This window comes from Rhodococcoides trifolii (assembly GCF_014635345.1).
Lineage (GTDB): Bacteria > Actinomycetota > Actinomycetes > Mycobacteriales > Mycobacteriaceae > Rhodococcoides > Rhodococcoides trifolii.
Window position 1 is genome coordinate 474860 of record NZ_BMCU01000002.1, and the last position, 21902, is coordinate 496761.

21 protein-coding genes are annotated in these 21902 nt (G+C 65.9%); 8 read left to right on the forward strand and 13 right to left on the reverse strand.

Going from position 1 to position 21902, the window contains the following annotated elements; genetic code table 11:
• Positions 1 to 6: 6 nt before the first annotated feature.
• From IEW02_RS09415 to sucB, 5 genes are all read right to left on the reverse strand, one after another.
• Positions 7 to 750, reverse strand: coding sequence for a DUF4191 domain-containing protein (locus IEW02_RS09415; RefSeq protein ID WP_188544543.1), 744 nt, complete (start codon positions 748 to 750; stop codon positions 7 to 9).
• A 38-nt stretch (positions 751 to 788) separates the two neighbouring features.
• Positions 789 to 1799: a lipoyl synthase gene (gene lipA, locus IEW02_RS09420; protein WP_188544544.1), complete on the reverse strand. Its 1011-nt coding sequence runs from the start codon at positions 1797 to 1799 to the stop codon at positions 789 to 791.
• A 10-nt stretch (positions 1800 to 1809) separates the two neighbouring features.
• The gene (gene lipB / locus IEW02_RS09425) at positions 1810 to 2562 is read right to left on the reverse strand and encodes a lipoyl(octanoyl) transferase LipB (protein ID WP_188544545.1); all 753 of its coding nucleotides are present in this window, start codon (positions 2560 to 2562) and stop codon (positions 1810 to 1812) included.
• On the reverse strand, positions 2559 to 3446 hold the full coding sequence (locus IEW02_RS09430) for a TIGR01777 family oxidoreductase (RefSeq protein ID WP_188544546.1): 888 nt from the start codon (positions 3444 to 3446) through the stop codon (positions 2559 to 2561). Before IEW02_RS09430 ends, lipB begins: the two co-directional genes overlap by 4 nt.
• Positions 3447 to 3585: 139 nt before the next feature.
• Positions 3586 to 5421: a 2-oxoglutarate dehydrogenase, E2 component, dihydrolipoamide succinyltransferase gene (sucB, locus tag IEW02_RS09435; RefSeq protein ID WP_188544547.1), complete on the reverse strand. Its 1836-nt coding sequence runs from the start codon at positions 5419 to 5421 to the stop codon at positions 3586 to 3588.
• Positions 5422 to 5673: 252 nt separating this feature from the next.
• Between sucB and IEW02_RS09440 the strand changes: the two genes are divergently transcribed.
• Positions 5674 to 6012, forward strand: a complete 339-nt coding sequence (locus IEW02_RS09440) for an oxidoreductase (protein WP_188544548.1) — start codon at positions 5674 to 5676, stop codon at positions 6010 to 6012.
• Here IEW02_RS09440 and IEW02_RS09445 read toward each other — a convergent pair whose 3' ends face one another.
• A complete protein-coding gene (locus tag IEW02_RS09445; RefSeq protein WP_188544549.1) occupies positions 6013 to 7524 on the reverse strand; it encodes a leucyl aminopeptidase in 1512 nt (503 codons plus the stop codon). It lies immediately after the preceding gene.
• Between the two features lie 94 nt (positions 7525 to 7618).
• Here IEW02_RS09445 and gcvT point away from each other — a divergent pair, with 94 nt between their 5' ends.
• The gene (gene gcvT, locus IEW02_RS09450; protein ID WP_188544550.1) at positions 7619 to 8725 is read left to right on the forward strand and encodes a glycine cleavage system aminomethyltransferase GcvT; all 1107 of its coding nucleotides are present in this window, start codon (positions 7619 to 7621) and stop codon (positions 8723 to 8725) included.
• A gap of 9 nt (positions 8726 to 8734) precedes the next feature.
• Positions 8735 to 9847: a branched-chain amino acid aminotransferase gene (locus tag IEW02_RS09455; RefSeq protein WP_188544551.1), complete on the forward strand. Its 1113-nt coding sequence runs from the start codon at positions 8735 to 8737 to the stop codon at positions 9845 to 9847.
• A gap of 83 nt (positions 9848 to 9930) precedes the next feature.
• Here IEW02_RS09455 and IEW02_RS09460 read toward each other — a convergent pair whose 3' ends face one another.
• From IEW02_RS09460 to IEW02_RS09475, 4 genes are read right to left on the reverse strand one after another with little or no spacing between them, the layout of a single operon-like run.
• Positions 9931 to 10716 (reverse strand): adenosylcobinamide-GDP ribazoletransferase, encoded by a 786-nt coding sequence (locus tag IEW02_RS09460; RefSeq protein WP_229745911.1) that lies wholly within the window; start codon positions 10714 to 10716, stop codon positions 9931 to 9933.
• Positions 10716 to 11771, reverse strand: coding sequence for a nicotinate-nucleotide--dimethylbenzimidazole phosphoribosyltransferase (gene cobT / locus IEW02_RS09465; protein WP_188544552.1), 1056 nt, complete (start codon positions 11769 to 11771; stop codon positions 10716 to 10718). Before cobT ends, IEW02_RS09460 begins: the two co-directional genes overlap by 1 nt.
• Before the next feature lie 10 nt (positions 11772 to 11781).
• Complete coding sequence (locus IEW02_RS09470) at positions 11782 to 12309, reverse strand: bifunctional adenosylcobinamide kinase/adenosylcobinamide-phosphate guanylyltransferase (protein WP_188544553.1); 528 nt, start codon at positions 12307 to 12309, stop codon at positions 11782 to 11784.
• 11 nt (positions 12310 to 12320) lie between these two features.
• Positions 12321 to 12965: a DUF3043 domain-containing protein gene (locus tag IEW02_RS09475; RefSeq protein ID WP_188544554.1), complete on the reverse strand. Its 645-nt coding sequence runs from the start codon at positions 12963 to 12965 to the stop codon at positions 12321 to 12323.
• 95 nt (positions 12966 to 13060) lie between these two features.
• Between IEW02_RS09475 and IEW02_RS09480 the strand changes: the two genes are divergently transcribed.
• The 3 genes from IEW02_RS09480 to IEW02_RS09490 all read left to right on the forward strand — a co-directional run bounded on the left by IEW02_RS09480 (position 13061) and on the right by IEW02_RS09490 (position 15644).
• Positions 13061 to 14104, forward strand: coding sequence for a glycerate kinase family protein (locus tag IEW02_RS09480; RefSeq protein ID WP_188544555.1), 1044 nt, complete (start codon positions 13061 to 13063; stop codon positions 14102 to 14104).
• A 76-nt stretch (positions 14105 to 14180) separates the two neighbouring features.
• The gene (locus tag IEW02_RS09485) at positions 14181 to 14561 is read left to right on the forward strand and encodes a HesB/IscA family protein (protein WP_188544556.1); all 381 of its coding nucleotides are present in this window, start codon (positions 14181 to 14183) and stop codon (positions 14559 to 14561) included.
• A gap of 105 nt (positions 14562 to 14666) precedes the next feature.
• Positions 14667 to 15644, forward strand: a complete 978-nt coding sequence (locus tag IEW02_RS09490) for a carbohydrate kinase family protein (RefSeq protein ID WP_188544557.1) — start codon at positions 14667 to 14669, stop codon at positions 15642 to 15644.
• A 5-nt stretch (positions 15645 to 15649) separates the two neighbouring features.
• Here the strand turns inward: IEW02_RS09490 and asnB are convergent, their stop codons facing one another.
• The gene (gene asnB / locus IEW02_RS09495; RefSeq protein ID WP_188544558.1) at positions 15650 to 17575 is read right to left on the reverse strand and encodes an asparagine synthase (glutamine-hydrolyzing); all 1926 of its coding nucleotides are present in this window, start codon (positions 17573 to 17575) and stop codon (positions 15650 to 15652) included.
• Positions 17576 to 17798: 223 nt separating this feature from the next.
• Between asnB and ctaC the strand changes: the two genes are divergently transcribed.
• The gene (ctaC, locus tag IEW02_RS09500) at positions 17799 to 18842 is read left to right on the forward strand and encodes an aa3-type cytochrome oxidase subunit II (protein ID WP_442978696.1); all 1044 of its coding nucleotides are present in this window, start codon (positions 17799 to 17801) and stop codon (positions 18840 to 18842) included.
• Position 18843: 1 nt separating this feature from the next.
• Positions 18844 to 19260, forward strand: a complete 417-nt coding sequence (locus tag IEW02_RS09505; RefSeq protein ID WP_188544559.1) for a cytochrome c oxidase subunit 4 — start codon at positions 18844 to 18846, stop codon at positions 19258 to 19260.
• Between the two features lie 656 nt (positions 19261 to 19916).
• Here the strand turns inward: IEW02_RS09505 and IEW02_RS25345 are convergent.
• Both IEW02_RS25345 and qcrB read right to left on the reverse strand, forming a co-directional pair.
• Positions 19917 to 20042, reverse strand: coding sequence for a hypothetical protein (locus tag IEW02_RS25345; protein ID WP_268236719.1), 126 nt, complete (start codon positions 20040 to 20042; stop codon positions 19917 to 19919).
• Between the two features lie 109 nt (positions 20043 to 20151).
• Positions 20152 to 21888 (reverse strand): cytochrome bc1 complex cytochrome b subunit, encoded by a 1737-nt coding sequence (gene qcrB / locus IEW02_RS09510; protein ID WP_188544560.1) that lies wholly within the window; start codon positions 21886 to 21888, stop codon positions 20152 to 20154.
• Positions 21889 to 21902 lie beyond the last annotated feature (14 nt).

Sequence of the window (21902 nt, forward strand, 5' to 3'; positions counted from 1 at the left end):
GTAGGACTAGCGGCGCTTCATCGTGCGCTGCATACCCTTCATCTTGGCGCCGCCGGGGATCGGGCCCTGCGGGAGCGCCGGTCCGCCGCGCTTACCGAGTGCCGCGAGACGGGACTCGATGCTGTCCATGCGCTTGCTGTCGATGTTCTTGGGCAGCTTGCTCATGTACTTCTGGAGCTGCGAGAGGGGAACCTGGCCCTCGTCGTTGCCGACCACGATGTCGTAGATCGGGGTGTCGCCGACGAGCCGAGCCGTCTTCTTCTTCTCCTGCGCCAACAGTGACTTCACGCGCTGAGGCGCACCTTCGGCCACGAGGATGACGCCGGGACGACCGATGACGCGGTGGACGGCGTCGAGCTGAGTGGTGCCGGCGATCGCGTTCGACACTCGCCACGACCCCTGCAGGTTGTCGAGTGCCCATGCAGCCGCACCGCGCTGACCCTCGGCCTTGCCGTACACCGACTTCTGCACGCGTCGCCCGAAGATGACGAACGCAAGCAGAACACCGACGAGGATGCCGATCGGCAGCAGAAGCCACGGAATTCCGAAGGCGAGGCCGATCAGGAAGAAGATCAGTCCGAGCCCGACGATCGACCCGATCATCAAGGGCAGCAGCAGCTTGTCTTCCTTGCGCTGCAGCTGGAACGCCTGCCAGAGCTGTGAGCGCCGCTCCTTCGATGCCTTCTTGCGTGCAGCTTTCGCCGCAGCTTTGGCCTCCTTGGAGGGCTTTGCGTTAGTGCCTTTCGCCATACGTCACAGAATAGGCGCTCAGCTCACCCGGGAGTGAATTACCGGGCCAGCCGCGCCATCAGCGAGCTGGCTTCCTGAGACGCCTCGCCACCTTCGGTGAGGTGAGCCATCGACTCGGGCAACTCGCGACCGTGATGCGCCATCGCTTGTGCGTACAGACGGCCGGCGCGGTACGAGGAGCGCACGAGCGGTCCTGCAAGCACACCGGCGAATCCCATGGCCTCGGCGGCCTTGGAGTGCTCGACGAATTCTTCCGGCTTTGCCCACCGGTCGACCGGATGGTGCCGCGGCGAGGGACGCAGGTATTGGGTGATGGTGAGGATGTCGCATCCGGCGTCGTGCAGGTCCTGCATCGCCTGCGTGACTTCGTCGAACGTCTCGCCCATGCCGAGGATCAGGTTGGACTTGGTGACCAGACCGTCGTCGCGGGCTGCGGTGATGACGTCGAGGCTGCGCTGGTACCGGAAGGCCGGCCGGATGCGCTTGAAGATACGGGGGACCGTCTCGACGTTGTGCGCGAGCACCTCGGGGCGTGAGGAGAACACCTCGGCGAGCTGGTCGGGCTTGGCGTTGAAGTCGGGGATCAGCAACTCGACGCCCGTGTTGGGATTGATGCGCTTGATCTCGCGGACCGTCTCGGCGTAGAGCCAGGCGCCGCCGTCGTCGAGGTCGTCGCGTGCGACACCGGTGATCGTGGAGTAGCGCAGACCCATCGCCTGGACGGATTCGGCGACGCGGCGGGGCTCGTCGCGGTCGAGATCGTCCGGCTTGCCCGTGTCGATCTGGCAGAAGTCACAGCGGCGAGTGCACTGTTCCCCGCCGATGAGGAACGTCGCCTCGCGGTCTTCCCAGCATTCGAAGATGTTGGGGCAACCCGCTTCCTCGCACACCGTGTGCAAGCCTTCGCGTTTCACCAGGGATTTGAGCTCGGAGTATTCGGGGCCCATCTTCGCGCGAGTCTTGATCCAACTCGGTTTGCGTTCGATGGGGGTCTCCGCGTTTCGGATCTCGAGGCGGAGAAGTTTGCGGCCTTCGGGTGCGACAGTCACGGTGTCCAGGCTACGCGCCGAACCTCATCGTGGTGAACTCCGGTTGGCGTCCTGACGTGGAGATTTCAACGCGCTCGATATTGTGCTCGACCACCTCGATCTCGCCGTCCAGAGCGGCCGTGATCGCCGCCGTGACCGGGGGAATCATCTCGGCGACGTCGACGTCTCGACCCAGTTCGTTCGAAAGCGTGGTCACCCCGGCGTCCGGAATTCCGCACGGAACTATGGTGCCGAACGACTCCAGCGACGGGTTGCAGTTGAGGGAGAAGCCATGCAGCGCAACACCTTTCTGCACGCGCACGCCGATGGCAGCAACCTTGCGTTCGGGCTGCCACACACCGCCGACGACTCCCGAAGAGAACCAGACACCCGACCGGCCCTCGACGCGGCCGCACCGAAGACCGAGGTCGGTACACACCGTGATCAGCGCTTGCTCGAGGCGTCGTACATAGCGCACCACGTCGATGGGCGACGCCAGCGCCACGATGGGATATCCCACGAGCTGACCCGGGCCGTGCCAGGTGATCTTGCCGCCACGGTCGACGTCGATGACCGGAGTGCCGTCGGTGGGGCGATCGGTGTCGGCAGTCCGGCGGCCCGCAGTGAACACGGAAGGGTGCTCGAGCAACAGCAACGTGTCACTGCCCGCACCCACGGCGCGCTGCTCGGCGATCGACCGCTGCAGGTCCCACGCGTCGAGGTAGTCGATGGTACCCAGCTCGCGAACCACGACCGGATCGGTGCTGGCGCGTGCGGAGGTCATGAGGTCACTGCGGCGAGTGCCTCGCCGATCGTGTTGTGCTCGAACGCGTATCCGGCCTTCTCCAGTGCCGCCGGAATTGCACGCGGACCCGACAGGATCGCCTCGTTCGCGAACTCGCCGATGATCGCCGAGATCACGAACCCCGGAACGATCCACGGCGCCGGCCGGTGCACGGCCTTCGACATCGCAGAATTGAACTGCGCGAACGTGATCGGGGCGGGACCCGCGAGATTCAGTGGGCCGCTCACCGCCGAGTTCTCGATGGCGAACACGATTGCGCCCACCTCGTCGGCGAGAGTGATCCACGGGAAGTACTGACGACCACTGCCCAACCGGCCACCCAGACCGAACAGGTAGAGGGGTCGCAACTTGCCCATCATGCCCCCGCGACGGGACAGGACTGCTGCGGTTCGCAAGGTGACTGTTCGGACGCCGGCCTCCACCGCAGGACGCGTCGCATCTTCCCAGTCGCGGCACACCTCGGCGAGGAAACCCGTTCCGACGGGTGACGTTTCGTCGACCGTTCGGTCGCCGGTATCGCCGTAGAAGTTGATTCCGCTTGCGTTGACGAGGGTGGAGACCCCCGCATCCACGACGGCGCGCGCGAGAACGTCGGTCGGGGTGATGCGGCTGTCGCGAATGGCCTGCTTGTAGGCGCCCGTCCATCGCTTGTCACCGATGCCGACACCGCACAGATTGACCACCGCGTCGGCGCCCTTCAGCACGGACGGGTCGAGGGATCCGCTCTCGGGGTCCCACTGTGCTTCGTCGGGGCCGGCGGGACGCCGACGCACCAGGCGGTCCACCTCGTGGCCCTTGCTGCGTAGAGCCGCAACCAGGGAGGTTCCGATGAGCCCGGACGAACCTGCAATGACCACTCGCACGATGAATGCCTCCTTGTAGAACGAGAACCGGACGCATCTGTTGTGAACGCCTTCTCGGTCCTACGCAGGGAGGGCATCACCCACGGCCGTGATGCCCGTAGGTGATGCCCTCACCATGCGTTGTGCCGTAGGAACGAGCCTACAGACCGAGGTCCGCTTCGAACGCTCCCTCTTCGAGCCGCTGCTTGATCGTCGACAGGAAACGACCGGCGTCGGCGCCGTCGACCAGACGGTGGTCGTACGTCATCGGCAGGAAGCACATCGAGCGGATACCGATGGACTCGTTGCCGAAGTCGTCCTTCACCACGACCGGGCGCTTGACGATGGCGCCGGTTCCCAGCATCGCCGCCTGCGGCGGGATCAGAATCGGCGTGTCGAACAACGCACCCTGGCTGCCGATGTTGGTGATCGTGAAGGTGCCACCGGCAAGCTCGTCCGGCTTGAGACCGTTGGACCGTGCACGGTTGGCCAGATCGGCGATGGCGCGAGCGATGCCGCCGAGCGACAGGTCACCGGCGTTGTGGATGACCGGGGAAAGCAGACCGGCCTCGGTGTCCACTGCGATTCCGAGGTGTTCGGAGTCGTAGTAGGTGATTTCCTTCTTGTCTTCGTCGATGCTGGCGTTGACGTTCGGGTGAACCTTCAGCGCCTCGACGACCGCCTTCGCGAAGAACGGCAAGAACGTGAGGTTCACGCCCTCTCGCTCCTTGAACGTGGCCTTCGCCTTTGCCCGCAGTGCCCAGATCTTGCTCATGTCCACTTCGAACGTCTGCGTCAGCTGAGCAGACGTCTGGAGCGACTCACGCGTCTTCTTCGCCGTGATCTGGCGAATCCGATTCGTCTTCTGCGTGGTGCCGCGAAGATGTGCCAGTTCCGGTCGGACGCCGGCCGACGCTGCCGGAGCAGACTTCTGCGGCGCCGGAGCGGCTGCAGGAGCTTCCTTCGCCGGTGCGGCCGCCGGAGCCTTGGCTGCCTCGGCGGCGGCGAGAACGTCCTGCTTGCGGATCCGGCCGCCGACACCGGTTCCCTTGACGGTTCCCAGTTCGACGTTGTTGTCCGTCGCCAGCTTGCGAACCAGGGGAGTGACGTACGGGCTGGACTCGGACGAACCGGATGACGCCTTGGGAGCCTCCGCCTTCGCGTCGGCCTTCGGAGCCTCCGGCTTCGATTCGTTGGCGTCCGGTGTCTTCTCGGCCATCGCGGGCTCGGGCTCGGACTTCTTCGCGGGCTCGGGCTTCTTTTCGGGCTCGGGCTTCTTCTCGGGCTCCGACTTGGCCTCGGGCTCGGGTTCGGGCTCGGGCGCCTTCTTTTCGGCGGGTGATCCGGATCCGATCACGGCAAGCTGTCCGCCGACCTCGACCGTGTCGTCCTCCTCCGCAGTGATCTCGAGGAGAGTTCCCGCGACGGGAGACGGGATTTCGGTGTCTACCTTGTCGGTGGAGACCTCGAGCAGGGGCTCGTCGACCGCGACGTCGTCGCCCACGGCCTTCAGCCAGCGGGTGACGGTCCCTTCGGTGACGGATTCGCCGAGCTCGGGCATCGTGACGGGAGTTCCCTCGCCGCCGCTGCTGCTCGCGGGAGCGCTGTCGGTCGACTCGGCCTCGGACTCGCCTTCGACGGATGCCTTCTCCGCCTCGTCGGACGGACCTGCGTCGGCTTCCTCGGGTTCGGGTTCGTCGGCGGGGGCTTCGTCTGCAGACGAATCGTCGGACGAGGAGTCGTCGGCGGGGGCGTCGCCCTCGTCACCGATCGTGGCCAGCTCACCGCCGATCTCGACCGTGTCGTCTTCCTGAGCGACGATCTTGGTCAGGACTCCGGCTACCGGCGACGGAATCTCGGTGTCGACCTTGTCGGTCGATACCTCGAGCAAAGGCTCGTCGACTTCGACCGTGTCGCCTTCCTGTTTCAGCCACCTTGTGACAGTTCCCTCGGTGACGCTTTCACCGAGAGCTGGCATCTGGACGGAGAAGGCCATGTCTGTTGACTCCTCGACAGTTGTAAGTGGGTGTTGCCGACTCGTGGTCGTGAACCATTCTGCTGGCGCCGAGCCCATTGTGTGGCTGGTTGCGTGAATGTGACGGGCTCGTGCGCTGATGCGCTGTCGAAAGAGACCGAACCGTTCACGGCAGCCATCCTGTCACTTGACGACCGTCTTCGCGTCCAGAGGGTGCAAGCGTGTCGTTTGGCACACTGGTTCGAGCGCCGTAGACGAAACAGGAGACTCGACGTGGGAATGTTCGGCAGATTGATGCGACGGGGGTCTCGGGGGAACAAGGGCGGTGTCAGTACCGTCGACCGTCAACACCTCGCCGACTGGACGCAATCGCACATCGGTGTCGAGGCGTACGTGGAACCGGAGACCACCGTGACCCCGGTGACCGTCGTGCTCGTCGCGTCCGACGGGGAGTGGACGCGACGAGCCGTCGGCGGTGACAAGGGCGCGCGCAAGCTGGGCGAAGACCTGAAGATCCCCGTGTACGACGTGCGCAAGGTCGGGTACCCGCAGCGCATGCGTGATCACGACGCCCGGCAGAAGATCATCCGGCGGCGCGAACAGGGGCTGTGATCAGCCGTTCTCGGCGATGTCCTCGAGCACCGAGAACATGGTGCGCACCGGAACTCCGGTGCCTCCCTTGGACGTGTACCCGTGCGGACCCGAGGTGTTGTAGGCCGGGCCGGCGACGTCGATGTGTGCCCACTGGACACCCTCGGCGACGAACTCCTTCAGATACAGCGCCGCAGCGAGCATGCCGCCGTAGCGGTGGTTGGTGACGTTCGCGAGATCGGCGACCTTCGAGTCGAGATCGGCCCGCAGCTCTTTCGGCATCGGCATCGGCCACGCGTCCTCACCTACGGTCTGCGAGATGACGGCGACCCGATCACGAAACACCTCGGTCCCCATCACGCCGGGCGTGCGGTTGCCGAGAGCGACTGTCTGCGCACCGGTCAGCGTCGCGGTGTCGATGAGGTAGTCGGGGTTCTCCTCGCACGCACGGACCATCGCGTCGGCCAGCACCAGACGGCCCTCGGCATCGGTGTTGATGACCTCGACGGTGGTGCCGCCGTACTGAGTCAAGACGTCCCCGGGCCGTTGCGCGGTGGCGGACGGCATGTTCTCCGCCATCGGAACCCACGCGGTGACGTCGAGGGGAAGCTTCAGTTTCGCGGCCAGCACCACGGTGGCGACGACGGCGGCAGCACCCGCCATGTCGGACGTCATGTTCTCCATGCCTGCGGCCGGCTTGATCGAGATGCCACCGGTGTCGAAGGTGATGCCTTTGCCCACCAATGCCACCGACGGCTTTCCGCGCTTGCCGCCCTTGTAGGTCATCCGCACCAACCGGGGCGGCCGCGACGACCCCTTGCCGACGCCGATGATGCCCCCGTAGCCGCCCTTCTCCAGTGCCTTCTCGTCGAGGATCTGCACCGCGAGTCCGGCCTCGGTGCCGAGCGTCTTGGCCCGATCGGCGAACTCCGCGGGGAACAGGTGACTCGGTGGGGTGTTCACGAGATCACGCGCAGTGGCCACCGCTTCGGCGATGGCGAGCCCGCGGGCAAGGGCGGACTTCGCGTCCGAGCTGCGCGGGGAGTCCACGAGCAGTTCGATCCGGCGCACCGGTGCGGCGTCCTCCTTCGGCGCGCTCTTGGCGGACTTGAACTCGCTGAACTGGTACGCGCCCAGGTAGAAGCCTTCGGCGCTGGCGCCGATGTCGAGCGTCGACAGCGTGGTGGTGGCGGTATCGGTACCGGACAACGACCGAGCCGCGACGCCCGCGGCGCGGCGGACCGAGTCGGGGCTTCTCTCGTCGTCCGTGCCGAGCCCGACCGCGACGACACTCGTCGCACCCAGCCCGGCCGGAGCGGGAACACGCGTGATCTGCTCGGCGCGACCCGTCGCTCCGACAGCCTTCAGCGCCAACAGGACAGCAGCGGCGTGATCGTTCAGCAGAGACCCGCCGACCACCTGCAGTCCGTCGTCGGCCTTGATCAAGCCGACCACCACCACGTCGGTCTTGGCGCCGATCGCACCGGCCAGGGCGATCTCGGGTCCGAGGGTTCGGGACTGCTGCGTGCTCACGTGTGTGTCTCCTCGTAGTCGTCGGTGATCTTCGATGCTAGGCCCACAATCCGACAGGCCGTCGGCCTGCCCACATCCGATACCGTTGCTCCCCATGGGTGAATTGCTGCAGGGACCAGTCCACGACCGACACGTCGCACTCGGTGCGACATTTGCCGAATTCGGCGGCTGGTCCATGCCGGTGTCCTATGCGGGAACGGTCAAAGAGCATGTGGCCGTTCGGGAGCGAGTCGGCTTGTTCGATGTGAGTCACCTCGGCAAGGCGTCCATCACCGGGCCCGGTGCCGTGGAATTCGCGAACACCGCATTCACCAATGACATTGGGCGTATCGCGCCGGGCAAAGCGCAGTACACGTTGTGCTGCACCGATTCCGGCGGAGTGATCGACGACTTGATCGCCTACGAGGTGAGCGAGGAGGAGGTGTTCCTGGTACCGAACGCCGCGAACACCGCCGAGATCGTCGCCGCGTTGATCGCGAGGGCGCCCGACGGCGTCACCGTGACCGACCTGCACCGGTCCTACGGTGTGTTCGCGGTGCAGGGACCGAGGTCCGCGACGGTGCTCGACGCCGTCGGCCTGCCTACCGATCTCGAGTACATGGGCTTCGCCGACGCACCCTTCGCCGGCGGGACCGTGCGAGTCTGCCGAACGGGTTACACGGGGGAGTACGGGTACGAACTGCTGCCGTCGTGGGAGGGCAGTGGCCAGCTGTTCGACGCGCTGGTGGCGGCTGTGAGCGACGCGGGCGGTGAACCGGCCGGTCTCGGGGCGCGGGACACCTTGCGAACGGAAATGGGATATCCGCTGCACGGTCACGAACTCTCACAATCGATTTCGCCGCTCGAAGCCCGGTGCGGCTGGGCCGTCGGGTGGAAGAAGGACACGTTCTGGGGCCGCGACGCACTGGCGGCGCAGAAGGAGAGCGGAGCACCGCGCACGTTGGTCGGCCTTCGCGCCAGCGGTCGCGGCGTGCTGCGGCCCGATCTCCACGTGGTGCGCGACGGAACGCCGGTCGGCGTCACCACCTCGGGAACGTTCTCCCCGACGCTCAAGGCCGGAATTGCGCTCGCGCTGCTCGACTCGTCCGCCGGAGTGTCGGTCGGCGACGTCGTCGAGGTGGACGTGCGCGGACGGGCGGTTGCGTGCGACGTCGTGAAGCCGCCTTTCGTCGACACCAAGACGAAATCGCAGGTGGATTAGGATGAACCCATGACTGGCGTTCTCGAATTCACCCGCGTGCCGCACCCGTCGCCGCTGGACGCGTCGGCGCGCGAGGCCGTTCTCGCCGCGCCCGGGTTCGGCCGGTACTTCACGGACAACATGGTGGTCATCGACTACACCGTCGACAAGGGATGGCACAACGCCGTCGTGACGCCGTACGCACCGTTCGAGATCGACCCTGCTGCAATGGTTCTCCACTACGGGCAGGCAATCTTCGAAGGTTTGAAGATCTACCGGCAGCCCGACGGAAGCCTGTCCTCTTTCCGGGTGGACGACAACGCCGAGCGCCTCCAGACGTCCGCTGCCCGGCTCGCCATGCCGGAGCTCCCGGCCGAGCTCTTCCGCGAATCGATCCAGCAGCTTCTCGCGGTCGATCACGAGTGGGTGCCGGTCGCGGGCGGGGAGGACGCGCTGTATCTGCGACCGTTCATGTTCTCGACCGAAGCCGGCCTCGGGGTGCGCCCGGCGCACTCCTACCGCTACATGCTGATCGCTTCACCGGCGGGCGCCTACTTCCCGCAGGGCGTCAAGCCGGTCAGCGTGTGGCTCTCGACCGAATACGTGCGCGCGGCCCCGGGCGGCACCGGTGCGGCCAAGTTCGCGGGCAACTACGCGGCTTCCCTCCTCGCGCAGGCTCAGGCATCCGACGAAGGATGTGATCAGGTGGTGTGGCTCGACGCCATCGAGCGTCGCTACGTCGAGGAGATGGGCGGGATGAACCTGTTCTTCGTCTTCGGAAGTGGCCCGGACGCACGTCTGGTCACCCCCTCGCTGTCCGGCTCGTTGCTGCCGGGCATCACCAGGTCATCACTTCTCGCGCTGGCCACCGACGCCGGGTTCGCGGTCGAAGAACGCAAGATCGGCACGGACGAATGGCAGAAGAAGGCCGACTCCGGCGAGATCACCGAGGTCTTCGCCTGCGGAACCGCGGCGGTCATCACCCCGGTCGGACGCGTCAAGTCCGCGGAAGGCGAGTTCACGATCGGTGGGGGAGAGCCAGGTGAGTTGACGATGGCGCTCCGGGACACGTTGACCGGAATTCAGCGCGGAACTTTCGCGGACACGCACGGGTGGATGAGCACCTTGCGTCCCGCGCCCTGAGGCCGCCCGGTCAGAGAGTTTTCCGGTTGTCGGAGTTCCCAACAGGGCTCGCGGGAAGCAAGACGCCTCTCGAACAGCCACCGTCATCCGATCAGGCAGGCGACGAGAACCACCGTGGTGGTCACCTCGATGCAGGCGCCCAGCACGTCGCCGGGCAAGCCGCCGAATCGCTTCACGCAATGCGCCGCGAACAGTGATGCCAGCACCAGCGCGAGAGCGACGGCGATGGGGCCTTGCCACCATCGTCCGGGAACGGCGAACACTGCAACGGCGACAGATGCGACGGTCCAGGACGCGATGACTCCGATACGCTGAGTTCCGGCCACGAGAGCGCCGAAGCCGTCGGGCGAGGCCGCGTGCCCCCCGACCCGGCAGGCGCCGACCACGGCGACGCGGCCGGTGAACATCGCGATCACGATCGTCGCACACCAGCCGCGGTTCGCGAGCTCACCTATCGCAACCCCCTGAGCGCCGAGCGTGATCACGAGTGCGGCAACGCCGAACGGCCCGGCCCCTCCCGACTTCATCACTGCTTGCGCTCGCTCCGGCGGTCCGTAGCACCCGAGTCCGTCGATCGTGTCCGACAGTCCGTCGATGTGCATCCCGCGAGTGAGGAGGGCGTGCGCGGCGACGGTGAGCAGTCCCACCAGTACGGCCGGCAGTGCCGCGGCGGTCCCCAGCCAGGCCACGAGAGCCGCCACGGCGCCGAGTCCGGCACCGACGACCGGCGTTGCGGTGATCGCTCGGCCACCGGCATCGCGGTTCACGTCCGCCGGCCCGCGGACGGGAAGCACGGTCAACCACGACGTGGCGAGGCGGATGCCCTCGGGAAGGCCGGAGGCCGGTCGGAATCGTTCAGGCAGTGGCACTACGCCTCGGTACTGACACCGGCGTCGGCGAAGGTCGCCATGGCGCCCAGGGTTGCGACGGCCCCCGTGACGATCGGCAGAGCCATCAGCGCACCGGAACCCTCTCCCAGTCGCATGGACAACTCGACGACAGGATCGAGACGCAGATGCGTCAACGCGAGCGAATGTGCCGGCTCGGTGGATCGGTGTCCCGCAATCCACCACTCCTTGGCGTTCGCGGCGATGTCGTTCGCGATCAGTGCGGCTGCGGTGACGACGACGCCGTCGAGAATCACCGGGGTCTTGCGTACTGCGGCCTGGATGAGAAACCCGGCCATTGCGGCGAAGTCGGCTCCGCCCACCGCGCCGACGAGAGCGTAGGGATCTCGGAGAACCGGACGAGCGCGACGCATGGCGTCACGTACCGCGGCTGTCTTGCGCGACCACCCCTCGTCGTCGACTCCGGTGCCGCGGCCTACCGCGGCCACAGGCTCCGTGCCGGTCAGAGACGCGATCAAAACCGTTGCGGGCGTGGTGTTTCCGATCCCCATGTCGCCCGCGACGAGCAGGTCGGCACCGCCGTCCACCTCTTCGTCGGCAATCGCTCGGCCCGCGGTGAAGGCAGCCGTGGTCTCGTCGGGGGTGAGTGCGTCCTCGCGGTCGATCGAACCGCTCGACCGTCGAACCTTGTAGGACGAGATCGACGCGTCGGTGTCGGCATCGACCGCGATGTCGACGACCCGAACACTTGCTCCGGCGACGGATGCGAGCACGTTGACCGCAGCGCCCCCGCCGAGGATGTTGGCGACCATCTGGGCGGTGACTTCGCTCGGATAGGCGGACACACCGGCGCGGGCGACGCCGTGATCACCGGCGAACACGACCACTCGGGGGCGTGCGAACACCTGTGGGGGGCACTGACCCTGGCACGCGGACACCCATTCCGCGATCGCTTCGAGGCGGCCGAGGGAACCCGCGGGTTTGGTCAAGGTGGTCTGCCGCTCACGTGCGGCCGCAGCCGCGGAGGAGTCGGGTAGGTCGACCGGCGCGAACAGGTCAGCCGAATCCGTTGTCACCGTTGGCCTTTCATTTGAGTTCGACGGCAAGACCGGCGACGACGAGGTGTACGGAGTCGCACTGGTCTGCAAGACGCGAGTTGAGAGAACCGATCTCGTCCCGGAACAGTCTCCCTGCCGCGGATTCCGGGACGACGCCCAGTCCCACTTCCGGAGTGACCATCACGAGATCGCCGGTGTACCGCGCCACGACGTCCACCAGGGCGTCGACCGCAGGCGTGACGGTTCCGCGGGGGCTGTCCCACGCGGCCAGATCGTCGAACGCGCCGGTCAACCACGTCCCCAGGTCGTCGACGAGAGTAGGACCTCGGTGTGAATCGGACAGCACCGCAACGAGATCGGCGGCGCTGGCCACCTCCACGGTCAGCCAGTGGGCAGGCCGCGAGTCGCGGTGCCGGTCGATCCGCGAACTCCAGTCGTCGTCGGACGGATTTCGCCTTCCGGTGGCGACGTAGCGGACGGGCTCTGCGCGAGCGACCAACCCTTCGGCGTGCGCGGACTTACCGGAGCGGGCGCCCCCGAGGATCAGCGAACGCATCGATGCGTCGGTCAGACCGCGTCTCCGGCGCCGACGCGCGGCTTCGGTGCACGCATCTTGCGAATCTGCGACGCCCGCACGAACGTGTACCAACCGAGCTTGAACCCGCCGTCCGCGGTGTCCGGGAAGCGCTCACGAACCTGGTTGTTCACGCGGCGGCCGAGGAGATACCCGTCGATTCCCATGAACACCATCATGATCAGCATCGCGAGCGTGACGATCGACTGCAGCGCCGGCGTCAGGAACATGGCGACGATGAGAAGCAGGGCAAGCGGCATGAACAGACCCACGAGATTGCGTCGGGAATCGACGATGTCGCGAGCGAACCCACGGACCGGCCCTTTGTCGCGGGGGAGGAGGTATTTGTCCTCACCGGCCAGCATTCGCGCGCGACGCTCGGCGGACGCCGCCCGGCGCTCGGCCGACGCCTGCTTGCGGTCGTCCTTCGAACCGCGCGTCGCCTTGCGGCGGGCTCGAGCTTCCTTCGCGGTGAGGGGGGCCGGAGCGACGGGTCCGCGTCGCCTGCCCTCGGCGTCGCGGCGCTTCGGCGTGGGTCGACCCTTGCCGAGGTTCACCGTGTCCTCGATCGAGGACTCGGTGATCTCCGGGTCGACCTTCTCCGACTTGTCGGAGCTTCCGAGGGGAAATAGCTTCACGGAGTCCAGGCTATTCGACAACTGCCCTCCGGTGAACACCGGATGTCCGACTTCTCGCCGTGCCCGCGAGGTTGGTCGGCCCTAAAATCCCTCCGATGCGAGTCATGATTGCCCCGGATTCCTTCGGCGAGACCCTCACCGCCGTACAGGCAGCTCACGCCATTGCCGACGGGTGGGCCTCGGCTCGTCCGCAGGACGACCTGGTGCTGATGCCGCAGTCGGACGGCGGACCGGGATTTGTCGACGTGCTCGCCACCCGCGGAGGAGATGTGCGGACGGAGTACGTCAGCGGGCCGCTTGTCGACTCGGTCGATGCGCGGTGGCTTCTGGTCGGCAGCACGGCGTTCGTCGAGGTCGCACAGGCGTGCGGTCTCGGGTTGCTCGGCGGCGCACCGGACCCGCAGACATCGCTGTCCGCGCACAGCCGCGGCGTCGGGGAGATGATCGACGCGGCACTCGGCGCCGGCGCGACGACCGTCGTGGTGGGTCTGGGCGGAAGCAGCTGCACCGACGGCGGACGCGGAATGGTCCGGGCGCTGGGCGGACTGGGTGAAGCCATGTCGAAGCTGCGCGACGTCGAGCTGGTGGTGGCGTCCGACGTGGAGAATCCGTTGCTCGGGCCACTGGGCGCCGCCGCGGTCTTCGGGCCGCAGAAAGGTGCCGACGCTGCCGCACTCGACGTTCTCGAAGACCGCAATGCGGATTGGGCGGAGGTGCTGCGCGCCGTGACCGGGAAGGCCGTGGACGAGCGGGACGGGGCCGGCGCTGCCGGGGGCATCGGTGCGGCGCTCCTGGCTCTGGGCGGCCGTCGTCGGTCGGGAGCCGAGCTGGTCGCCGAATACACGGACCAGGACGCCGTGCTGGGTGACGTCGATCTCGTGCTGACCGGCGAAGGAAAGTTCGATTCGCAATCCTTGCGTGGGAAGTTGGTCACCGCACTCGCGTCTGCCGGTGGGCGCTTCAGCGTCAGGACCGTCGTGCTGGCCGGTCAGGTCGTTCTCACCGATCGGCAGGTCGCGGACGCCGGCGTCACCGCGGCGCATTCCGTCACCGAGTTCGCAGGGTCGGTCGATGTCGCGATGTCCGACGCACGCAACCAGCTCACAGCTCTGGCGGCCCGCGTCGCGTCCGACTGGTGAGGCGGCGTGTGGAATAGAGGGTGCGGGAGTACCGTTGACTTGTTCGCGGGTCTTGTACGAACGATAGGGAGAGCCCATGACTGTGCAGAACGATGTCGCCACGAGCGACGTCTCGACCGAAGACGTGGCCACCCACGCCGTCATCATGACCGAGGCCGCGTCCTCGAAGGCGAAAGCGCTGCTCGACCAGGAAGGTCGTGACGACCTCGCGCTGCGCATCGCAGTTCAGCCCGGCGGCTGCGCCGGCCTGCGATACCAGCTGTTCTTCGACGATCGCTCGCTCGACGGCGATCTGGTCAAGGACTTCAACGGCGTCACGCTGGCCGTCGACCGGATGAGTGCACCGTACGTCGAGGGCGCATCCATCGACTTCGTCGACACCATCGAGAAGCAGGGGTTCACGATCGACAACCCCAACGCCACCGGGTCCTGCGCCTGCGGCGACTCGTTCAACTGACGTAACCCCTCCGAATCACCGGTCCGCAATGCGGGCCGGTGATTTGTTGTCGGAACAGTGGGTAGCCTGCGGGTGTACGACGATCTTCTATCGAAAGGCCCGTTCGTGACCATCGCCGTTTCCGGTTCGATTGCCACCGATCACCTCATGCGTTTCCCCGGTCGGTTCGCCGATCAGTTCCTCGCCGATCAGCTCGCGCACGTGTCGCTGAGTTTCCTGGTCGACGACCTGGTGATCCGTCGCGGCGGTGTGGCCGGAAACATCTCCTATGCGATGGGAGTCCTGGGCGGTTCGCCACTGCTGGTGGGAGCGGTGGGCGCCGACTTCGCCACCGAGTACCAGCCCTGGCTCGAAGCCAACGGGGTCGACTGCAGCGCAGTCGCGGTCTCCGACTCCCAGCACACCGCGCGTTTCGTCTGCACCACCGACGAAGACATGGCGCAGATCGCGTCGTTCTACCCGGGTGCGATGAGCGAGTCGGGCAGCATCTCGATCACCGACCTCGTCGCGAAGCACGATCTGGAACTGGTGCTGATCGGCGCGCACGATCCCGACGGCATGATCACGCACACGCAGCAGTGCCGCGACGCGGGAGTGCCGTTCGCAGCGGACCCGTCGCAGCAGTTGGCGCGACTGACAGGGGATCAGGCACGTGCGTTGATCACCGGCGCCAAGTACCTGTTCACCAACGAGTACGAGTGGGGCCTGCTGAAGCAGAAGACCGGACTCACCGACTCCGACGTGCGTGAGATGGTCGAACTGCGTATCACGACGCTGGGCAAGCGCGGAGTCGAAATCGTCGGTGCCGACGGAACCGACGTCCGCGTCGGCGTCGTGCCGGAGACCAGCAAGATCGACCCCACCGGCGTCGGCGACGCGTTCCGCGCCGGATTCCTGTACGCCCGCACCCGTGGCTTGTCGCTCGAACGAGCGGCGCAGCTCGGCTCGTTCGTCGCGGTGCTCGTACTCGAAACGACGGGAACACAGGAGTGGACGCTCGTACGCGACGACGCCGTCAAGCGACTCGGAGACGCGTACGGATCCGACGTCGCATCCGAAATTGCCGAGATCTTGCCTTCCTGACCGACCTAGATGTGTACTGGGTAGGTCGGCTCGGCAATGGTGGGCACGATCCGCCTTTCGACGAAGATGCCGTGCCACACCATGAAGATCAGCACCGTCCACAGGCGCCGGCTGTGGTCGGCGCGGCCCTCTCGATGATCGTTCAGCATCTGCGTGATCGCCGGTTTGTGGAGTAGATGATCGGTGCCGGAATCGGCGATCTGCTGGTGCGCCCAGTCGAACAGTTCCGGCCCGCGCAGCCAATGCCGCAGCGGCACAGGGAAACCGAGCTTGGCTCGGTTCAACACGTGGTCCGGGACGATGCCGTCGAGAGCGCGGCGCAGCGCGTACTTGGTGGTGGTTTTCGTGATCTTCTGCTCCAACGGCACCTGTTCGGCGACGGCGAACACCTCGGGGTCGAGGAACGGCACGCGCAGCTCCAACGAGTTGGCCATGGTCATCTTGTCGGCCTTGACCAGAATGTCGCCACGCAGCCAGGTGAACAGGTCCAGGTGCTGCATCCGCGCCACCGGATCCCACCCGGCGGACATCGCGTAGATCGGTGCGGTCACGTCGGTATGCGTCCACTCCGGCTTGAATTCGCGCAGGACCGACCGCAGGTGGGCGTCGTTGAAGCTGCGGGCGTTGCCGTAGTAGCGCTCCTCCAGCGACATCGAGCCACGGTTCAGCAGACTCTTGCCGCGGGTCCCGTCGGGAATGCGCTCGCTGAGGCGTCCGGCCAGCTTGCGCAGACCGCCGGGCAGGGCTTCGAACGGCTTGAGCGACAACGGTTCCCGGTAGATGGTGTAACCGCCGAAGAGCTCGTCGGCGCCTTCCCCCGACAACACGACCTTGACGTGCTTACGCGCTTCCTTCGCCACGAAGTAGAGCGGCACGAGAGCCGGGTCTGCCACCGGATCATCCAGGTACCACACGATCTCGGGAATCGAGGCGGCGAACTCCTCGGGTCCCACCACACGGACGATGTGCTTGGCACCGATCAACGCAGCCGACTCCGCTGCGACGTCGACCTCGGAATAGCCGTCGCGTTCGAATCCCGTTGTGAAGGTGATGAGGTTCGGATTGTGGCGCATCGCGAGCGCGGCGATGGCGGTGGAGTCGATGCCGCCCGAGAGGAACGAGCCGACGGTCACGTCGGCACGCATGTGCTTCGCGACCGAGTCCTCGAGCGCCTCGGCAATTTCCCGGTAGCGCCGCTCCTGCGAGTCGGCGGTGAACGGACGGATGGGGAACGTCGGCCGGAAGTAGCGAACCGGCTCGATGGATCCGCCCGGCCGGAGGCGGGCGAACGTCCCCGACTCGAGCCGGCGGATCGACGCGTGGAGAGTCTCCGGCTCGGGGACGTATTGGAGAACGGTGTAGTGCTCGATGGCGCGCGGGTCCAGATCCTCCGTCGAGCCCAGCGGCCCGAGAAGCTCCAACACACTTTTCTTCTCGCTGCCGAACGCGGTGCCGCCGGGCCCGGTCGCGTAGAACATCGGCTTGATGCCGAAGGGGTCCCGCGCGAGGAACAACTCGCGCGTCTCGGTGTCCCACAGCGCGATGGCGAACATGCCGCGCAGGCGTCGTACCGCGTCGTCACCCCAGTAGTGCAGCGCGGCGGCCACGGCCTCGCCGTCGCCCTCGGTGGCGAACACGGCTCCGTGCTCGCGGGCGAGAGTGTCGCGCAGCTCGAGGTAGTTGTAGATCTCACCGTTGAACGTCAGCGCGTACCGGGTGGGGTTCTCGGGTGGTCCCCACCGGAGAGGTTGGTGCGAGTGCTCGATGTCGATGATCGACAGCCGGTTGAAGCCGTAGGCGAGATCGGCGTCGTGCCAGGTCCCCGGCTCGTCCGGGCCCCGGTGCCGCATGCAGTGGCTGGCCTTGCCGACAGCGTCGACTACATCCTCCGCGGATGCGTTCGGCGTCAAGAGTCCCAGCAGTCCACACACAGTTACAGTCCTCTATTCCTTGTTCGGGGCCCCCGTAGATCCCGGTCGAGTATGCCGCACCGAGTGCGGATCCTCGGGGACGGTGCGCACGCCACACCACGTCGACCCGGCAGGGAATAGCGGCCCGCTTTGGTCTACGCTGCGTAGTACATAGAGCGTGTCCTGTGCGAGCCGACGCAATGGGATCCTCGACTCGACCGTGGTTTATCAGGAAGGCGTGAACGTGACGCAAAGTGTTGGATCCGGCAGTCGAATCGTGAGGCGGGCCGGTCTGGTCGTCTCACTCGGCATGGCCGCACTGATGTTGTCGGGCTGCGGCATCGACAACAGCGTTCTGCGTTTCGGGTGGCCGTCGGGCGTGACCCCGCAGGCCACTCGCATGCGCGAGTTGTGGACGTGGTCGGTTATCGCTGCACTCATCATGGGCGTGATCGTCTGGGGTCTGACCTTCTGGACGGTGATGTTCCACCGCAAGAAGAAGGACTCGCCGGAGTTCCCGCGCCAGACCGCGTACAACGTTCCGCTCGAGCTGTTTTACACGGCCGTGCCGTTCGTCATCATCGCCGTCCTCTTCTACTTCACCGTCGTCGTGCAGAACTTCGTCAACGACAAGCAGGACAACCCGAACGTCGTCGTCGACATCACGGCCTACCAGTGGAACTGGAAGTTCGGCTATCGGACGATCGACCTCCAGAACGGGTCTCAGAAGTACAGCGGCATCGACGAAGAGAAGGAAGCCGCTGCCGAGGCGCAGGGCAGCACCCCCGAAGGCGAAGAGCCTGGACCGGTGTTCGGTCGCGAAGAGTCCGACCTCTCATACCTGCAGTACGACAAGGTCGAGACCGTCGGATCGAGCAACGAAATCCCCGTCCTCGTCCTCCCGGTCGGCAAGCGCATCGAATTCCAGATGGCTTCCTCGGACGTCATCCACGCGTTCTGGGTCCCGGAGTTCCTCTTCAAGCGCGACGTCATGCCGAACCCGAAGGCGAACCACTCGGACAACGTCTTCCAGATCAGCGAGATCGAGAAGGAAGGCGCGTTCGTCGGGCGTTGCGCCGAGATGTGCGGCACCTACCACTCGATGATGAACTTCGAAGTGCGCGCCGTGAGCGAGCAGGACTTCGAGACGTACTTCGCAGCACGCGAAAGCGGGTCCACCAACGCGCAGGCGCTTGCGTCCATCGGACAGTCTCCGGTCTCGACCACGACGGTTCCGTTCGAGACGCAGCGCACCGTGAAGTCGGCGACCGTGGCGGAAGGAAACTGACATGAAGATCGAAGCGAAACTCTTCGAGATCCTCACGGTGTTCTTCATCCTCACCGGCATCCTGTACGGCGTCTTCACGGGCTTCTCACGTACCGGAATCGAGTGGGCCGGTCTGACGGCGATCGTGTTGACCGCTGGTCTCACACTGATCATCGGCACGTACTTCCGCTTCGTGGCCCGTCGACTCGACACTCGCCCCGAGGACTACGACGACGCCGAGATCGCCGACGGCGCGGGCGACTTGGGCTTCTTCAGCCCCGGAAGCTTCTGGCCGATCATCCTGGCCGGTGCAGCTGCGTTCATGGCCTTGGCCTTCGCATTCTTCGAGCCGTGGATGCTGGCACTGGGCGCGGTCGGAATCATCGCCGCAGCGGCCGGCTTGGTGTTCGAATACCACGTCGGGCCCGAGAAGCACTAGATCCGTTCTTGGCCACGGGCCGCATCCCTCAGGGGGGTGCGGCCCGTTGTGCTGTGCGGGGCGGGTTGTGGTTCGGTCGGAGGACTGAAGGGCACCCCTGGTCGATCTGACGGTGTGAGGGGCGCCCTGAGTCCGGGGGGTGTAGGGGGCGGCGGTACTAATTGCTGGGCATAGCCCTTATTTGCGGGGTACGGCCCCACTTGCGAGACCCAGCCCTATCCGCGCTGCAATTGCGTATCCGCGCTGAAAGTATCCAGCGCGGATGTCAACCGAGCGCGCGGAAAAGTTTGCCCGTGTCCGGCTTCCTGCCTGCACAAGCGACTGAGGGGCACAATCAGTCGGTCTGACGGTGTGAGGGGCGCCCTGAGTCTGTATGTGTGCGTTCCTTCCGCAGGGTGGCGCTAAACGGAGGCCTGGCCCATATTTGCGGGGCCCAGCTCTATCTGCGCTGCGATTGTGAATCCGCGCTGAAAGTTTCCAGCGCGGATACGTATTGAAAGCGCGGATACGCTGTGTGCGGCTGACAGCACAGCGGCGCCCGGGCGTCGGCCCCCTACCTCAGCTCGGACCGACCGAGGGTCACCCTCAATCGGTCGGACGGTGTGGGGCGCCCTGAGTCGCCTGGAGGCACAGAGTGGGGCCTGCGTCCCCCGGACTTACTCCTCGTGCGCCTCAGCACTCATCAGGGCAGGTGCAACGTCGCCGCTGCCTGGCTCGACTCCACCGTCACGGACGGTCCGAATCTGCTCGTACGCCGGCGCGAGGATGTTGGCTGAACTCATGCGTTCGCGCGATCTGCTCCATCGGTGGGGGAGGGGAGGGCAGGCCTCCGGGCAGCAAAAAGGGCGCCACCCGCGAGGGTGACGCCCTTTCAGCTGTTGTGCGAAGCGATCAGTGACTGTCGCCGTTCGAGCCGTTGCCGTTCGAACCGTTGCCGTTCGAGCCGTTGCTGTGCCCGTTGGACGAACCGTTCCCGTTGCTGTGGCCGTTCGAACCGTTGCCGTTGCCATTGGTGGCCAAGGTCTTGGTCTGAATTGCCCGCAGCATCGTGAGCTGGTCGTGCTCGCCCTTGTGCAGCGCCTGCTCGTGCGCTCGGCTCTCCTCGATCGGGTCCGGGGTGAAGATGCTGCCGGAACCTGGCTTGCCGGCCGATCCGAGCTTGTTCATCTTCTTCGGGACGGCGGCACCCTGGTACTCGAGCGGGATCGGGTGGCCGTGGTCGTCGACCGGTCCGAGCGGCTGGTGGATCTCGACGAACGCACCGGTGGGCAGACGCTTGATCACGCCGGTCTCGATACCGTGTTCGAGCACCTGACGGTCGCTGCGCTGCAGGCCGATGCAGAACCGGTAGGCGAGGAAGTAGGCGATCGGGGGAGCGATGAGCAATCCGATACGACCGATCCACGTCATCGCGTTCAGGGAGATGTCGAACTTGTACGCGATGATGTCGTTGACGCAGGAGAGCGTCAGGACCACGTAGAACGCGATCGCCATTGCGCCGAGTCCGGTGCGAACCGGCACGTCACGCGGACGCTGCAGCAGGTTGTGGTGTGCGTCGTCCTTGGTGAAGCGCTTCTCGATCCACGGGTAGGCGATCATGATCGTGAAGACCAGGCCCATGATCAGCGCCACCGCGAACACGGCGGGGATCATGTAGTTGCCGATGTAGAGCTCCCACGCGGGCCACAGGCGAGCGAGGCCGTCCGTCCACATCATGTAGAAGTCGGGCTGCGAACCTGCGGAGACCTGTGCCGGGTTGTACGGGCCGAGGGCCCACACCGGGTTGATCTGCAGAACGCCGCCCATGACGGCGAGGACACCGAAGGTCATGGCAAAGAACGCGCCGGACTTGACCGCGAACACTGGGAGAATGCGAACGCCGACGACGTTCTTCTCGGTGCGACCGGGGCCGGGGAACTGCGTGTGCTTCTGGTACCAGACGAGGGCCAGGTGAGCCGCGATGAGGGCGAGAATGATGCCCGGCAGCAGCAGAACGTGAGCCACGTACAGGCGCGGAATGATGATCGTGCCCGGGAAGTCGCCGTCGAAGATCAACCAGTGCATCCAGGATCCGATGACCGGGATGCTCAGCGTGATGCCGGAGAAGGCGGCGCGGAGGCCGGTTCCCGAAAGCAGGTCGTCGGGGAGCGAGTAGCCGAAGAAGCCTTCGAACATCGCCAGGATGAGGATCAGCGAACCGATGACCCAGTTGGCCTCACGGGGACGACGGAATGCTCCGGTGAAGAAGATGCGGAACATGTGCACGATGATCGAGCACGCGAACAGCAGTGCTGCCCAGTGGTGGATCTGTCGAACGAACAGCCCGCCGCGCACCTCGAAGGACAGGTTCAGTGCGGTCTCGTACGCCCGCGACATCTCGACGCCACGGAGCGGACCGTAGACACCGTTGTAGGTGACTTCTGCCATCGACGGATCGAAGAACAGCGTCAGGTACACACCCGAGATGAGAAGGATGACGAAGCTGTACAGCGCGATCTCGCCCAGAAGGAAGGACCAGTGCGTCGGGAAGACCTTGTTGATCTGTCGACGCATACCCGGCGACAGGTGATATCTCGAATCGACTCCTTCGGCCTGCTTGGCCGCGAGAGTCGCGATGGATGGACTCATTGAAGTTCCCTCCT

What these genes read in the sequence shown, in the direction of transcription:
- IEW02_RS09455 (WP_188544551.1), top strand. Translation starts at nt 8,735, where the DNA reads ATGACTGGCGTTCTCGAATTCACCCGCGTGCCGCACCCGTCGCCGCTG.
- qcrB (WP_188544560.1), bottom strand. Translation starts at nt 21,888, where the DNA reads ATGAGTCCATCCATCGCGACTCTCGCGGCCAAGCAGGCCGAAGGAGTC.
- lipB (WP_188544545.1), bottom strand. Translation starts at nt 2,562, where the DNA reads ATGACCTCCGCACGCGCCAGCACCGATCCGGTCGTGGTTCGCGAGCTG.
- IEW02_RS09485 (WP_188544556.1), top strand. Translation starts at nt 14,181, where the DNA reads ATGACTGTGCAGAACGATGTCGCCACGAGCGACGTCTCGACCGAAGAC.
- IEW02_RS09470 (WP_188544553.1), bottom strand. Translation starts at nt 12,309, where the DNA reads ATGCGTTCGCTGATCCTCGGGGGCGCCCGCTCCGGTAAGTCCGCGCAC.
- IEW02_RS09415 (WP_188544543.1), bottom strand. Translation starts at nt 750, where the DNA reads ATGGCGAAAGGCACTAACGCAAAGCCCTCCAAGGAGGCCAAAGCTGCG.
- sucB (WP_188544547.1), bottom strand. Translation starts at nt 5,421, where the DNA reads ATGGCCTTCTCCGTCCAGATGCCAGCTCTCGGTGAAAGCGTCACCGAG.
- IEW02_RS09505 (WP_188544559.1), top strand. Translation starts at nt 18,844, where the DNA reads ATGAAGATCGAAGCGAAACTCTTCGAGATCCTCACGGTGTTCTTCATC.
- IEW02_RS09480 (WP_188544555.1), top strand. Translation starts at nt 13,061, where the DNA reads ATGCGAGTCATGATTGCCCCGGATTCCTTCGGCGAGACCCTCACCGCC.
- IEW02_RS25345 (WP_268236719.1), bottom strand. Translation starts at nt 20,042, where the DNA reads ATGAGTTCAGCCAACATCCTCGCGCCGGCGTACGAGCAGATTCGGACC.
- gcvT (WP_188544550.1), top strand. Translation starts at nt 7,619, where the DNA reads ATGGGTGAATTGCTGCAGGGACCAGTCCACGACCGACACGTCGCACTC.